Annotated in this window: 13 protein-coding genes and 1 riboswitch; of the genes, 12 read left to right on the forward strand and 1 reads right to left on the reverse strand. The window is 71.9% G+C overall.

The window, feature by feature from the left end:
• Positions 1-274 precede the first annotated feature (274 nt).
• The 12 genes from ligA (at position 275) to LR269_RS10835 (ending at position 12,599) form a co-directional block, all read left to right on the forward strand.
• Positions 275-2,626: an NAD-dependent DNA ligase LigA gene (gene ligA / locus LR269_RS10780; protein WP_231430793.1), complete on the forward strand. Its 2,352-nt coding sequence runs from the start codon at positions 275-277 to the stop codon at positions 2,624-2,626.
• Between the two features lie 107 nt (positions 2,627-2,733).
• Entirely contained in the window at positions 2,734-3,036 is a 303-nt protein-coding gene (gene gatC, locus LR269_RS10785) for an Asp-tRNA(Asn)/Glu-tRNA(Gln) amidotransferase subunit GatC (protein WP_231430794.1), read from the forward strand.
• Positions 3,033-4,574, forward strand: a complete 1,542-nt coding sequence (gene gatA, locus LR269_RS10790) for an Asp-tRNA(Asn)/Glu-tRNA(Gln) amidotransferase subunit GatA (RefSeq protein WP_231430795.1) — start codon at positions 3,033-3,035, stop codon at positions 4,572-4,574. The genes gatC and gatA overlap by 4 nt, the downstream gene beginning before the upstream one ends.
• On the forward strand, positions 4,574-6,097 hold the full coding sequence (gene gatB, locus LR269_RS10795) for an Asp-tRNA(Asn)/Glu-tRNA(Gln) amidotransferase subunit GatB (protein ID WP_231430796.1): 1,524 nt from the start codon (positions 4,574-4,576) through the stop codon (positions 6,095-6,097). Before gatA ends, gatB begins: the two co-directional genes overlap by 1 nt.
• A 117-nt stretch (positions 6,098-6,214) precedes the next feature.
• Positions 6,215-6,820 (forward strand): hypothetical protein, encoded by a 606-nt coding sequence (locus LR269_RS10800; protein WP_231430797.1) that lies wholly within the window; start codon positions 6,215-6,217, stop codon positions 6,818-6,820.
• Between the two features lie 96 nt (positions 6,821-6,916).
• Complete coding sequence (locus LR269_RS10805; protein WP_231430798.1) at positions 6,917-8,257, forward strand: DNA polymerase IV; 1,341 nt, start codon at positions 6,917-6,919, stop codon at positions 8,255-8,257.
• A gap of 10 nt (positions 8,258-8,267) precedes the next feature.
• Positions 8,268-8,600: a hypothetical protein gene (locus LR269_RS10810; RefSeq protein ID WP_231430799.1), complete on the forward strand. Its 333-nt coding sequence runs from the start codon at positions 8,268-8,270 to the stop codon at positions 8,598-8,600.
• An 89-nt stretch (positions 8,601-8,689) separates the two neighbouring features.
• A riboswitch (TPP riboswitch) is annotated at positions 8,690-8,799 on the forward strand.
• Between the two features lie 38 nt (positions 8,800-8,837).
• A complete protein-coding gene (locus LR269_RS10815) occupies positions 8,838-9,476 on the forward strand; it encodes an ECF transporter S component (protein ID WP_231430800.1) in 639 nt (212 codons plus the stop codon).
• 1 nt (position 9,477) lies between these two features.
• A complete protein-coding gene (locus LR269_RS10820; protein ID WP_231430801.1) occupies positions 9,478-10,968 on the forward strand; it encodes an ABC transporter ATP-binding protein in 1,491 nt (496 codons plus the stop codon).
• A gap of 62 nt (positions 10,969-11,030) precedes the next feature.
• Entirely contained in the window at positions 11,031-11,759 is a 729-nt protein-coding gene (locus LR269_RS10825; protein ID WP_374201112.1) for an energy-coupling factor transporter transmembrane protein EcfT, read from the forward strand.
• Positions 11,756-12,337: a (d)CMP kinase gene (locus LR269_RS10830; protein WP_231430803.1), complete on the forward strand. Its 582-nt coding sequence runs from the start codon at positions 11,756-11,758 to the stop codon at positions 12,335-12,337. Before LR269_RS10825 ends, LR269_RS10830 begins: the two co-directional genes overlap by 4 nt.
• Positions 12,338-12,341: 4 nt before the next feature.
• Positions 12,342-12,599, forward strand: coding sequence for a hypothetical protein (locus tag LR269_RS10835; protein WP_231430804.1), 258 nt, complete (start codon positions 12,342-12,344; stop codon positions 12,597-12,599).
• 40 nt (positions 12,600-12,639) lie between these two features.
• On the opposite strand, the gene LR269_RS10840 is transcribed toward LR269_RS10835, so the two are convergent.
• A complete protein-coding gene (locus LR269_RS10840) occupies positions 12,640-13,893 on the reverse strand; it encodes a hypothetical protein (protein WP_231430805.1) in 1,254 nt (417 codons plus the stop codon).
• Positions 13,894-13,912 lie beyond the last annotated feature (19 nt).

A 13,912-nucleotide genomic window follows, 5' to 3' on the forward strand; every position in this document is an offset into this window, starting at 1 on the left:
CTCCCGGTGCCCGACGACGCACTGTCGATCGCCGTCGCCGTCGCCGTCGCCGGCCTCGTGGCGGTCGTCGTGAGCCCGGGCGGTGCGATCCTCGGCGGTGTCATCGGCGTCCGGTACCACCGTCGCGTCGATTCGTTCGGGCTCGACGCGCAGCGGCATCCCGGTCGATCCATCCGGCACCCGCCATCTCCTCGGGTGCCGAGAGCAGGAGTCGGCGCCCCGCGGGCTCGTCGATCGGACCCCCACTGTCGGACGGCCTCCCTAGGATTGGCCTGTGAGCGAGACTCCCGCCGAGAACGACCTTCCGACCGACTTCGAGACGGCCCGCGCCGAGGCCGACGCGCTCACCGCGCGCATCGAGAGCGCCCGGCTCGCCTACTACGGCGACGGCGATTCGCCGCTGTCCGACGCCGAGTACGACGCCGACTTCCACCGACTCGAGGCGCTCGAGCGCGCGTTCCCCGAGCTCTCCGGCCAAGACAGCCCGACGCAGCAGGTCGGCGCCGCGGTCGTCTCCGCCGGGTTCCCCGAGCACGAGCACGCCGAGCGCATGCTGAGCCTCGACAACGTCTTCTCGATCGACGAGTTCCGCGACTGGGCGGCGAAGACGGCCGCTGCGGCCGGGCGGCCGGTGCGCTGGCTGTCGGAGTTGAAGATCGACGGGCTCGCGATCAGCCTCGCCTACCGCGACGGCGTGCTCGAGACCGCGACGACCCGCGGCGACGGCCGGGTCGGCGAAGACATCACCGAGAACGTCGACTTCATCCCGGCGATCCCGCGGCGGCTCACCGGCGATGGGTATCCCGGCTTCTTCGAGGTGCGCGGGGAGGTCTTCCTGCGCACGACCGACTTCGAGGCCCTCAACGAGCGCCAGCACGAGCTGCAGTCCGCCTACGAGGCCGATCAGCTCGCGAAGGGCCGGCCGGCCGACCAGATCCCGACCAAGTACCCCGAGTTCGCGAACGCCCGCAACACGGCCGCGGGCAGCCTGCGCCAGCGCCGCGAGAAGAAGACGGGTCTCGAACTCGAGCTCATGCGCGAACGACTGGGCCGGCTCGAGCTCTACCTGCACGGCATCGGCGCCTGGGCGCACCCCGACGTCCGCAACCAGTCCGAGATCTACGGCCTGCTCGCCGGCTGGGGCCTGCCGGTCTCACCGCACTCCCGCGTGTTCGACACGGTCGACGAGGTCGCCGATTACATCGCCGAACGCGGCGAGCACCGGCACTCGGTGGAGCACGAGATCGACGGCATCGTCGTCAAGGTCGACGAGCTCGACCTGCACGACGAGCTCGGCGCCACGAGTCGTGCGCCCCGCTGGGCGATCGCGTACAAGTACCCGCCCGAAGAGGTGCACACCAAGCTCCTCGACATCGTCGTGGGCGTCGGCCGTACCGGTCGCGCCACGCCCTACGCGGTGATGCAGCCGGTGAAGGTCGCCGGCTCGACGGTGCGGCAGGCGACGCTCCACAACCAGCAGGTGGTGCGGGCGAAGGGCGTCATGATCGGTGACACGGTCGTGCTGCGCAAGGCGGGCGACGTCATCCCCGAGATCCTGGGTGCGGTCGAGCAGCTCCGCGACGGCACGCAGGTCGAATGGCACATGCCCGAGCTGTGTCCTGAGTGCGGTACGCCGCTGCGCGCCATGAAAGAGGGCGACATCGACCTGCGCTGCCCCAACGCGCGGTCGTGTCCGGCGCAGGTGCGCGGCCGCATCGAGCACATCGGTTCCCGTGGCGGCCTCGACATCGAGGCGCTCGGCGAGGTGACCGCCGCGGCGCTCACGCAGCCGTCGTTCCCGGCCGACCCGCCGCTGCCGACCGAGGCGGGTCTCTTCGAGCTCACCATCGAAGAACTGGTGCCGATCGAGGTCGTCGTGCGCGATGCCGAGACCGGCGAGCCCAAGGTCGACGAGGCGACGGGCGAGCCGGTGAAGCGCGCCCCGTTCCAGAAGGTGCGCATCACCTACCCGCCGGGCACCGAGCAGCTCACCGCCGCCGAGCGCCGGGCCGCGGGCGTGAAGAAGGACTTCCGCGAGCTCGGGCCGTCGGAGGCGGCCACGAAGCTCCTCGCCGAACTCGAGAAGGCGAAGACCAAACCGCTGTGGCGCCTCATCGTGTCGCTCAACATCCGTCACGTCGGCCCGGTCGCCGCCCGCGCCCTCGCCGACTGGTTCGGCTCGCTCGAGGCCATCCGCGCGGCGAGCCGCGAACAGCTCGCCGAGGTCGAGGGGGTCGGCGGCATCATCGCCGACTCGCTCATCGACTGGTTCGGCGTCGACTGGCACGTCGAGATCGTCGACCGCTGGACGGCCGCGGGCGTGCAGTGGTCGACGCCGGGGCACGCGGGCCCCGGCGCCGCCGCCGAGGCCGGCGGCGTGCTCGCCGGCCTCACCGTCGTCGCCACGGGTTCGCTCGACGGGTTCACGCGCGAGGGCGCCCAGGAGGCGATCATCGCCGCCGGCGGCAAGGCCGCGTCGAGCGTCTCGAAGAAGACCGACTTCGTGGCGGCCGGACCGGGTGCGGGCTCGAAGCTCGCGAAGGCCGAAGAACTCGGCATCCGCGTACTCGACGCCGCGCAGTTCGCCGTGCTCGTGAGCGAGGGGCCGGCGGCGCTCGACGGGTGATCGGCAGGGTGGCGAGGCATCCTCGACCGATCGACGGCGCCGCAGGCGACGCGGGGGCCGCTCGAATAGACTTGCCGGTATCCCCGTCACGACACGTTCGGAGCAGCATGCCTGAAATCAGTGCCGAGCAGGTCGCGCATCTCGCGACCCTCGCTCGCATCGCGCTCACCGAAGAGGAGATCGCGCACCTCACCACCGAGCTCGGCCAGATCATGCAGGCCGTCGAGCAGGTGAATCGCGTCGCGACTCCCGAGGTGCCGCCGACCAGCCACCCGATCCCGATGCAGAACGTCTTCCGCGCCGACGTCGTGACCGACGACGTGCTCAGCCCCGAGCAGGCGCTCGCCGGCGCCCCCGAGCGCGACGGCGACCGCTTCGTCGTCTCCGCGATCCTGGGGGAGGAGCAGTGAGCCACGCCGACGACCTGATCCGGCTGAACGCCGCCGACCTGGCCGGCCGCCTCGCCGCGGGCGACGTCTCGTCCGTCGAGGCGACGCGTGCCCACCTCGATCGCATCGCCGCCGTCGACGGCGCCGTGCACGCGTTCCTCCACGTCGACGCCGACCGCGCCCTCGCGGCCGCCGCCGAGGTCGACCGTGCGCGTGCCGCCGGCGAATCGCTCGGCGAGCTCGCGGGCGTGCCGATCGCGATCAAGGACGTGCTCGTCACCGAGGGCATGCCCTCGACCTCGGGTTCCAAGATCCTCGAGGGCTGGATCCCGCCGTACGACGCGACCCCCGTGCGCAAGGTGCGCGAGGCCGGGCTCATCCCGCTCGGCAAGACCAACATGGACGAGTTCGCGATGGGCTCGTCGACCGAGCACTCGGCGTACGGCCCGACGCACAACCCGTGGGACCTCGAGCGCATCCCCGGCGGTTCCGGCGGCGGCTCGGCCGCGTCGGTCGCGGCGTTCGAGGCGCCCCTCGCACTCGGCAGCGACACGGGCGGCTCGATCCGCCAGCCCGCGCACGTGACCGGCACGGTCGGCGTGAAGCCGACCTACGGCGCCGTCAGCCGCTACGGCTCGATCGCGCTCGCCTCGAGCCTCGACCAGATCGGCCCCGTCACGCGCACCGTGCTCGACGCCGCGCTCCTGCACGACGTCATCGCCGGGCACGACCGGCACGACTCCACCTCGATCGACATGCGCTGGCCCTCGATGGCCGAGGCCGCGCGCAACGCCGACGTCAAGGGGCTGCGTATCGGCGTCGTGAAGGAGCTCGATTCCGACGGGTTCCAGGCCGGAGTCCGCCAGCGCTTCCACGAGTCGCTCGAACTGCTCGAGCAGCAGGGCGCCGAGATCGTCGAGGTCTCCGCGCCCAACTTCGAGTACTCGATCGCGGCCTACTACCTGATCCTGCCGGCTGAGGCCTCGTCGAACCTCGCGAAGTTCGACTCGGTGCGCTTCGGCCTGCGCGTGACGCCCGACGGCGGCGGCACGGTCGAGCAGGTCATGGCCGCGACCCGCGAGGCCGGCTTCGGCCCCGAGGTGAAGCGCCGCATCATCCTCGGCACCTACGCCCTCTCCGCTGGGTACTACGACGCGTACTACGGCAGCGCCCAGAAGGTCCGCACGCTCGTGCAGCGCGACTTCGACGCCGCCTTCGCGAAGGTCGACGTGCTGGCCACGCCGACCGCACCCACGACGGCGTTCAGGCTCGGCGAGAAGCTCGACGACCCGCTCGCGATGTACCTCAACGACGTCGCGACGATCCCGGCGAATCTCGCCGGCGTGCCCGGTATCTCGGTCCCGTCGGGCCTCGCGCCCGAAGACGGGCTGCCCGTCGGCATCCAGTTCCTCGCGCCCGCGCGTGAGGACGCACGCCTCTACAACGTCGGCGGTGCGCTCGAGCAGCTGCTGATCGCAGAGTGGGGCGGGCCGATCCTCGCGAAGGCGCCCGACCTCACGACCCACGAGCTCACCGCGACCGAGGAGGGCGCACTCTGATGGCGCGCGTCGAACTGATGGACTACGAGAAGGCCCTCGAGCTCTTCGAGCCGGTGATCGGCCTCGAGGTGCACGTCGAGCTCAACACCGAGACGAAGATGTTCTCGCCCGCGCCGAACCCGGCCAACGAGAAGTACCACGGTGCCGAGCCCAACACGCTCGTCTCGCCCGTGTGCCTCGGCCTGCCGGGGTCGCTCCCGGTCGTGAACGGCGACGCCGTCGAGAAGTCGATCTCGCTCGGCCTCGCGCTCGGCTGCTCGATCGCCGCGTCGAGCCGCTTCGCGCGCAAGAACTACTTCTACCCCGACCTCGCGAAGAACTACCAGATCTCCCAGTACGACGAGCCGATCGCGTTCGAGGGATCGGTCGAGGTGGAGCTCGCCGACGGGCGCACCTTCCAGGTGCCGATCGAGCGGGCGCACATGGAGGAGGACGCGGGCAAGCTCACGCATGTGGGCGGTGCGACGGGCCGCATCCAGGGTGCGGAGTACTCGCTCGTCGACTACAACCGTGCCGGCGTGCCGCTCGTGGAGATCGTCACGAAGCCGATCTTCGGCGCCGAGGCCGATGCGCCCGAGCTCGCGAGGGCGTACGTCTCGACGATTCGCGACATGGCGCTCTCGCTCGGCATCTCCGAGGCGCGCATGGAGCGCGGCAACCTCCGTTGCGACGCGAACGTGTCGCTGCGCCCGCGCGGTGCCGAGCAGCTCGGCATCCGCACCGAGACGAAGAACGTGAACTCGTTCCGCTCGATCGAGCGGGCGGTGCGCTACGAGATCCAGCGCCAGGCCGCGATCCTCGCGAAGGGCGGCACGATCACGCAGGAGACGCGGCACTGGCATGAGGACACGGGCACCACGAGCCCCGGCCGTCCGAAGTCCGACGCCGACGACTACCGCTACTTCCCCGAGCCCGACCTGGTGCCCGTGGTGCCGACGACCGAGCTCATCGAGTCGCTGCGTGCAGCCCTGCCCGAGCCGCCGGCCGCCCGCCGCCGCCGCCTGAAGGGCGAATGGGGCTTCACCGACCTCGAGTTCCAGGACGTGGTGAACGGCGGTCTCCTGAACGAGGTCGCCGCGACGATCGCGGAGGGTGCGACGCCCGCCGCTGCACGCAAGTGGTGGACGGGCGAGCTCACCCGGCTCGCGAACGCGAGCGAGACGGATGCCTCGGGGCTCGCGACGCCCGAGCAGGTCGCCCAGCTCGCGGCGCTCGTCGACGCGGGCACCCTCACCGACCGCCTTGCGCGGCAGGTGCTCGAGGGCGTCGTCGCCGGTGAGGGCTCGCCGCAGGAGATCGTCGACGCGAGAGGGCTCGCCGTCGTGTCCGACGACGGTGCACTGATCGCGGCGATCGACCAGGCGCTGGCGTCGCAGCCCGATGTGCTCGAGAAGATCCGTGACGGCAAGGTTCAGGCCGCCGGCGCCGTGATCGGCGCGGTCATGAAGGCGATGCAGGGCAAGGCCGACGCGGCTCGCGTTCGCGAGCTCGTGCTGGAGCGAGCCGGCTCGGGCGGAGCATAGCCGAGGCCGATGCTGAGAGCCGGGTCCGAGGCGGAGACGCCTCGGACCCGGCTCTCAGCCGTTTCAAGGCGAGGCCCGCGAGAATTCGATGACACCTTCACGATTGGCGAGGACACCATGGGATTCTTCGATCGACTCTTCGGCGCCCCGGAGCCGCAACGGCCGGTGCCGCCCGCGCCCGGGCGCGGGCTCACGCCCGACGAGCTCGCGATCGAGCGCTACCGCTACCTGCTGCGCACCGCACCGCCGGAGGCGATCGAGCAGGTGCACGCGGAGGCGTTCGCGAAGTTGACGCCCGAGCAGCGCCAGCAGGTCTACCGGGCCCTCGCCGACCAGGCGCCGGCAGGGGAGCGGCTCGTCTCCGACGACCCGAGCGCCCTCGCCCGGGCCGCCACCCGCCAGGAGCTGCGGGCGCCGGGGAGCATGGAGCGCGCGTTCTCGAACGCCGGCGCGCAGGGCGGCCCGCAGGGTGCGGGGCGACCCGGACCGTCGTTCGGCCAGATGTTCGGCGGCTCGCTCCTCGGCTCGATCGCGGGTGTCGTCGTCGGCACGGCGATCGCCGATGCGATCCTGCCCGACCCCGCATCGTTCGACGCCGGGGGCGCCGATGCCGGCGCGGATGCCGGCTCGGTCGAAGCCGGGGGTGACACCGGTGGCGACTTCGGCGGATTCGGCGGCGACTTCGGCGGGGGAGACTTCGGCGGCGGCGACTTCGGGTTCTGAGGCCCGGCGCCGTCTTCGTCGTGCGTCGGGCTCGCCGCCGTCCGGCATGACTCCGGTCGGCCGGGCGACGTCGGCGGACCGGGATAGAGTCGCAACATGAGCAAGCAGGACGGCTCGTCGCGCCAGGTCACGACTGGACCGGTCGACGATTCGGCCACCCCGATCCTGCACGTCGACATGGACGCGTTCTTCGTCTCGGTCGAACTCCTGCGCCGCCCCGAGCTCCGTGGCAAGCCCGTGCTCGTGGGCGGCACCGCCGGCCGCGGCGTGGTCTCGGCAGCGAGCTACGAGGCCCGCCGGTACGGCGTCAACTCGGCGATGCCGATGTCGGTGGCGTTGCAGCGCTGCCCGAACGCGATCGTGCTCCGGGGCGACTACGCGAGCTACTCGCGCTACTCGAAGCAGGTCATGAAGATCTTCGAGGAGGTCACACCGCTCGTCGAACCCCTCTCGATCGACGAGGCCTTCCTCGACGTGTCCGGTGCTCGTCGGCTTCACGGCAGCCCGGCGGAGATCGCGTGGGCGATTCGTGAACGCGTCCGCTCCGAGACCGGCCTCACCTGCTCCATCGGCGTCGCCGCGACGAAGTACGTGGCGAAGGTGGCGTCGAGTCGTGCGAAGCCCGATGGCATGCTCGTCGTGCCCGCCGCCGAGACCCTCGCATTCCTGCATCCGCTCCCGGTGTCGGCGCTCTGGGGTGTCGGGCGCGTCACCGAGGAGTCGCTGACGCGGCTCGGACTCCGCACGGTCGGCGACGTGGCGGAGATGCCGGCCGATGCCCTCCAGCGCGCCGTCGGGCCGGCGCTCGCGTCACGTCTGACGAGGCTCGCCAACGGCATCGACCCGCGCGACGTCGAGACCGCCCGTTCGGAGAAGAGCATCGGACATGAGGTCACCTTCGGCCACGACCTCACCGATCCGACGCAGATCCGCCGCGAGCTGCTGCGACTCTCGGACGACGTCGCGGTCCGGCTGCGCCGTGCGGGCGTCGTGGGGCGCACGGTCGTGCTGAAGCTGCGCTACGGCGACTTCCGCACCGTCACCCGTTCGCGCACGCTCGGTGAGCCGACCGACGTCGCCCGCCGCATCTACGACGAGGCGTCGGCCGCGCTCGGCGAGCTCGTCGGCGACGGCGCCCGGATTCGCCTGATCGGGGTGCGCGCCGAGCAGCTGCGTCCCTCCGGCGGCGGGGCCGCCCTCTGGGACCCCGATGAGGAGTGGCGCGGGGCCGAGCGGGCCGTCGACGAGGTGACGGCCCGGTTCGGACGCGGTGCGGTGCGACCGGCCGCGCTCGTCCGACCCGGCGAAGCCGCGGCGCGCGTCGAGTCCATGCGACGTCGGCCCCTCGACGCAGCGGGCGCATCGCGCGACGCGGCGGACGCCGCCGAGGCGGCCGAAGGCCGGGCGGGGGTGGATCGAACGCAGTTCGGCGGGTAGCGTGGCGGTCATGGCTGATCTCGTGCTCGAACTCGCAGAGACCGTCGCCGGCGTGGGCGTGAAGACCTCGTACGGCGAACCCGTCGATCTCGACGGCACCAAGGTCGTCCCCGTCGCGCTCGGGTACTACGGGTTCGGGGCGGGCAGCGGCAGCGACTCCGGCGGCGACCAGGCCGGCGGCGGCGGTGGCGGTGGGCTCTCCATTCCGCTCGGCGCATACGTCGGCCGTGGCGGCGACGTCCGCTTCGAACCGAACCTCATCGGTCTCCTCCTCGTCGCGACCCCGCTCATCTGGGTGACGGGCAAGGCGCTCCGCGCCGTCATCCGCGCGCTCAAGCACTGACGCGGTCCTGAAGGCGGGGCGCGGCTCGACGGGCGACCGCGCCGCTCGTCCGTCGCGCGGCGTCATGCGGTCGTGGCCTGCGTATACTCGTCGATGAACACGGGAGTCCGGTGAGCCGGGCTGAGAGGAAGGTTCTCAACCTTCGACCGTCGAACCTGATCTGGGTCATGCCAGCGCAGGGAGGGCAATCGATCTCAACATCCCGTGCCTCTTTCCACCGAACGAAAGGGCACGACAGTGCACGCATCCGCACCAACCCCCACCGCCTCCACGACCGGTGCCGCGCCGGCGCGCAATCTCCGCTGGCGTGTCGTCGACATCGTCGTCGCCTCGGTCGTCGCCGTGGCGACGGGGCTGCTGTTCCTGTTCTGGAACAACATCGGCTACGCCTGGTTCGTGGCTGCCGACGCAGTGACCCCCGGACTCGGCGGCATCGCCGTCGGCATCTGGCTCATCGGCGGTGTGCTCGGCGGCCTCATCATCCGCAAGCCCGGCGCCGCCCTCTTCGTCGAGCTCGTCGCGGCCATGGTCTCCGCGATCGTCGGCAACCAGTGGGGTGTCGAGACCATCTGGTCGGGTCTCGCGCAGGGCATCGGCGCCGAGCTCGTCTTCGCGATCTTCCTCTACCGTCGCTTCGGGCTCCTCCAGGCGATCCTCGCCGGTGCGGCCGCGGGCGCCGGCGCGTGGACGCTCGAGCTGTTCACCTCGGGAAACCTGCAGAAGTCGGCCGAGTTCCTGACGCTCTACTTCTGCACGGTCGTCGTCTCGGGCGCGGTGCTCGCCGGCGTGCTCGGGTGGCTGCTCGTTCGCGCGCTCGCCGCGACGGGCGCGCTCAGCCGGTTCGCGGCGGGACAGGAAGCGACCCGACGGGTCTGACGTGGCGAACACCGCATCTTCGCCGACCCCGGCCGCCGTGGACGTGCGCGGCTGGGGATGGCGTCACGCCTCCCGGCTCCGCCCCGCGCTCGAGGGGATCGACCTCCGCATCGAGCCGGGCGAGCGGGTGCTCCTGCTCGGGCCGAGCGGCGCCGGCAAGTCGACCCTGCTGCACGCCATGGCCGGTGTGCACGGCGGTGACGACGAGGGCGAGGCCGTCGGCGAGCTCCTGGTCGACGGAGCCGAGCCGGCGCGGGTGCGGGGGCGTTCGGGGCTCGTGCTGCAGGATCCCGACTCGCAGGTGATCCTCGCACGGGTGGGCGACGACGTCGCGTTCGGATGCGAGAACCTCGGTGTCCCTCGCGACGAGATCTGGCGTCGGGTGCGCGAATCGCTCGACGAGGTGGGTCTCGACGTGGCGATCGACCATCCGAGCTCGGCGCTGTCGGGCGGGCAGAAGCAACGGCTCGCCCTCGCGGGCGCCCTCGCGATGCGCCCGGGGCTGCTGCTGCTCGACGAGCCCACCGCGAATCTCGACCCCGACGGGGTCCGAGAGGTCAGGGCGGCGGTCGAGCGGGTACTCGATCGGCACGGCTCGACACTCGTCGTCGTCGAGCACCGCGTCGAGGTGTGGGCCGATCTCGTCGACCGCGTCGTCGTGCTCGGGCTCGACGGGCGTCTCATGGCCGACGGGCCTCCCGACGTCGTGCTCTCGCGTCAACGCGCGGCGCTCCTCGCCGCGGGCGTATGGGTTCCCGGCGGCCTCGGCCCCACGGCCCCTCGCCGTCGAGTCGCCGTGGACGAGCCGACCGAGCCGTTGCTCACCGCGAACGGACTCGCGGTCGGCCGTCGTCCGCGCGACATCGTCCAGCGCGGACTCGACGTCGAGCTTCCGCGCGGCACCAGCACGGTGCTGACCGGCCCGAACGGTGCCGGCAAGTCGACCCTCGCCCTGACCCTGGGCGGCCTCCTGCGCCCGCTCGACGGTCGGGTCGAGGCATCCGCGTCGTTGTCGGCAGGGCTTCGAGGCGACCCGATCGGCTGGCGCTCCCGCGACCTGCTGACGCGCATCGGAACCGTGTTCCAGGAGCCCGAGCACCAGTTCGTCACGTCCAGCGTGCGCGCCGAGCTCGAGGTGGCGCCGCGGGCGCTCCGGCTCGGCGACCGCGAGACGGCCGCTCGCGTCGAAGACCTGTTGGCGCGCCTGCGGCTCGACCGCATCGCCTTGGCGAATCCGTTCACCCTGTCGGGCGGCGAGAAGCGCCGGTTGTCCGTCGCTGCCGTCCTTGCGGCCCGGCCCTCGGTGCTCGTCCTCGACGAACCGACGTTCGGCCAGGACCGGATCACCTGGCTCGAGCTGACCGCGCTGCTGCGCGAACTCGTCGACGAGGGCCTCACGCTGTTGTCGGTCACCCACGACGCCGCGTACATCGCAGCCCTGGGCGACCGCGGCATCCGCCTGGAGCCGACGAACACCCGGGCGTTCGCATGAGTGCCGTCGCCTCCGGAGCCGTCGACGCTCCCCGACTCCGGTTCATCGATCGAGTCAACCCCGTGACGAAGCTCGCCGCGGCGATGCTGCTCACCGCCCCGCTGCTGCTCACCGTCGACTGGGTGAGCGCCGCGACCGCACTCGTCATCGAGCTCGTGCTCTTCATGGCCGCGGGCGTGCGCCCCCGGATGCTCGTCCGACGGGCCTGGCCGATCCTCATCGCCGCGCCGATCGCCGGCATCAGCATGCTCCTCTACGGCCGTCCGTCGGGGGAGGAGTACTGGAGCTTCTGGCTCGCGCGCATCACCGACGGCTCGATCGAGCTCGCGATCGCGGTGACCGTTCGAGTGCTCGCGGTCGGCCTGCCCGCGGTGCTGCTCTTCATGCGGGTCGATCCGACCGAGCTCGCGGATGGTCTCGCGCAGGTGTGGCGGCTCCCGAGTCGCTTCGTGCTCGGCGCACTCGCGGGCGCCCGGCTCGTCGGGCTCTTCATCGAGGACTGGCACGCGATGGCGCTCAGCCGTCGCGCGAGAGGGATCGGCGACACGGGCGTGGTGCGGCGGTTCGCGACCATGGCGTTCGCCCTGCTCGTGCTCGCGATCCGCCGGGGGTCGAAGCTCGCGACCGCGATGGAGGCTCGAGGGTTCGGGAGCGATCGGCCGCGCACCTGGGCCAGGGCGTCGACGATCGGCTGGAGCGACTGGGTACTGATCGCGATCGCGTTCGCCATCGCGGTGGCGGCCATCGGCGCCGCGATCGCGGCGGGCACCTTCCATCCGGTGTGGTCGTGAGCGAGGCGGCGGCCGTCGCCAGGGTACTGGTCGCGGCACGGCGGCGTCAGGCGAGCGCGGCGTGGCCGCTCATCGCGATCGACGGCCCGAGCGGTGCCGGCAAGTCGACGCTCGCCGATGCGCTCGCGCGGTCGTGGCGTGCGGGGGCGTCCCCCCGACTCGTCCGGCTCGATGCGATCTATCCCGGCTGGCGGGGGCTCGCGACCGCCTCCGGATCGCTCGAACGAACTCTGCTCGCCCCGCTCGCGCGCGGCGTGCCGGGCGGATGGCGCGGGTGGGACTGGGCGCGGAATCGGCCGGCGGCCTCCGTCACCGTCCTCCCGGGTCGGCCGCTCATCGTCGAGGGCTGCGGTGCCTTCGAGGCGACAGCGGGTCGCACCGGGGTGGTCAGGGTGTGGGTGCGAGCGGCGCAGGCGACGCGGAAGCGCCGTGCGCTCGAGCGCGATGCGGGGGGTTTCGACCCGTTCTGGGACCTCTGGGAGACCGAGTGGCGCCGATACGTGCACCGTACCGACCCACTGGGTTCGGCCGACCTGGTCGTCGAACTGCCCGAGTGCGGAGCCCGGGGGCTACGGTAGTGCTATGAGTGCAGATTCGGTCGGCGCCCAGTACGTCGCAGAGTTCATCGACGGACCGCTCGAGGGCGAGTTCGACCATCGCGCCCTCGTCGGGGGCAAGCCCGAGAAGCGCGTCGGCATGGTCGCCGCGGTCGACGGGCTGGAGTCGCTGTTCTGGTACAACGCCGTCGACGAGCGCGAGATGGGCGGCCAGCTGCGCGTTCGCTTCAGCTTCGACGCCGACGACTCCGATCCGGTGGAGTCCGACGACGAGAACGACTGAACCGGCCGGCGTCGCCGTCGACGGCGGATGACGCGCTCGCTCAGCCCGATCGGCCGTTGACGAACGCGTCGATCAGCACGAACGGGTTCGCGAGCCGCCAGAGCGGCCCCGGGTCGTCGATGTCGGCGGAGAGCTCGAGTTCACTGCCGATGTCGCCGTTCGCGGTCGGCACGGTCACGGTACCGACCGCGCGCCCTGCACGCGCCGTCGTGAACGGTTCGACGGCGACGGATGCCTCGCCCGGGTCGCTGCCCCAGGCGGCGTCGGTCCGCTCGGTGCGGGCGATGAGGTCGGCTTCATCGCCCCATGCGGTCTCGACCGTGCCGTAGCGGGCGCCCTCGGCGATGACGGTGACGGGCGCCGCGGATGCCGCGACCGACGTGAACGCCTCGACCACGGCAGGGTCGAGCGTCTCGTAGTCCGGCATGGTCGTCATCGCTCCCACGATGCGCTGCGGCTCGTCGTCGGCCCCGGGAACGGTGGCCGTGAAGATGAAGCAGACGCCGGCTTCGTCGGTGTAACTGCGCGAGAGTGCCCGAACGCCCTCGTCGCCGAGGTGGTCGATGACGTCGGGGACGTTGCGCGAGGTCGGGTCGCTGCGCTCGGGATCGGCGACGAGGGCCGCGAGCTGCGGGTTCGCGAGCGTCATTGCGGCGAGCCGCGCGAGCTCTTCAGCCGTACCGACGTTGTCGGCCGAGAGGCCCGTCGCATCAGCCACTCGCGTCGACTCGAAGCCCTGTGCCTCGAGCCACGCGTTCGCTTCGTCGACGTATCCGTCGACACTGCCGAACGCCCATCGGGCGAGCGTGTCGGCGTGGTTGTTGCTCGAGGCGAAGAGCACCGCTCGAACGACGTCGCGTTCCGACCAGCTGTCTCCGGGCGAGACCTGCAGCGTGCGGTTGCCGGCCTTCGAGTGATCGAGGTAGTCGGTGTAGTCGGCGGGGCCGATCTTGATCGCGGGGCCGGGTCCGTCGTCGGGCAACGGCAGCGAGTCGAGGGTCGCCAGCACGGTCACGAGCTTCGCGGCGCCGCCGATGGGGACCACACCGGTCTCGCCGGCGGTCGCGAGCATCGAGGCGCTGCCGTCCTCGTCGACGAGCGCGACGGCACTCGCTCCGCTCTCGGGCAGCACGATCGGCTCGGGCTTCCCGGCGGCGCCCTCGCCCGCCGCGCTGACGTGGACCTCCGCCTCCGGCAGGGGACCGAGCAGCATGGCGGGGCCGTAGACGCCGACCGCGAGGATCGCGACGGCGCCGATGGCGATGCCGACGATGCGGCCGGGCGACAGACTCATGACGTTCAGGGTATCTCGG

The sequence above is a fragment of the Agromyces sp. S2-1-8 genome (assembly GCF_021129215.1).
Taxonomy (GTDB): domain Bacteria; phylum Actinomycetota; class Actinomycetes; order Actinomycetales; family Microbacteriaceae; genus Agromyces; species Agromyces chromiiresistens.

Excerpts from the sequence above, each read along its gene's own strand:
- LR269_RS10840 (WP_231430805.1), bottom strand. The coding sequence starts at position 13,893 with ATGAGTCTGTCGCCCGGCCGCATCGTCGGCATCGCCATCGGCGCCGTC.
- gatC (WP_231430794.1), top strand. The coding sequence starts at position 2,734 with ATGCCTGAAATCAGTGCCGAGCAGGTCGCGCATCTCGCGACCCTCGCT.
- LR269_RS10805 (WP_231430798.1), top strand. The coding sequence starts at position 6,917 with ATGAGCAAGCAGGACGGCTCGTCGCGCCAGGTCACGACTGGACCGGTC.
- LR269_RS10810 (WP_231430799.1), top strand. The coding sequence starts at position 8,268 with ATGGCTGATCTCGTGCTCGAACTCGCAGAGACCGTCGCCGGCGTGGGC.
- LR269_RS10800 (WP_231430797.1), top strand. The coding sequence starts at position 6,215 with ATGGGATTCTTCGATCGACTCTTCGGCGCCCCGGAGCCGCAACGGCCG.
- gatB (WP_231430796.1), top strand. The coding sequence starts at position 4,574 with ATGGCGCGCGTCGAACTGATGGACTACGAGAAGGCCCTCGAGCTCTTC.
- LR269_RS10835 (WP_231430804.1), top strand. The coding sequence starts at position 12,342 with ATGAGTGCAGATTCGGTCGGCGCCCAGTACGTCGCAGAGTTCATCGAC.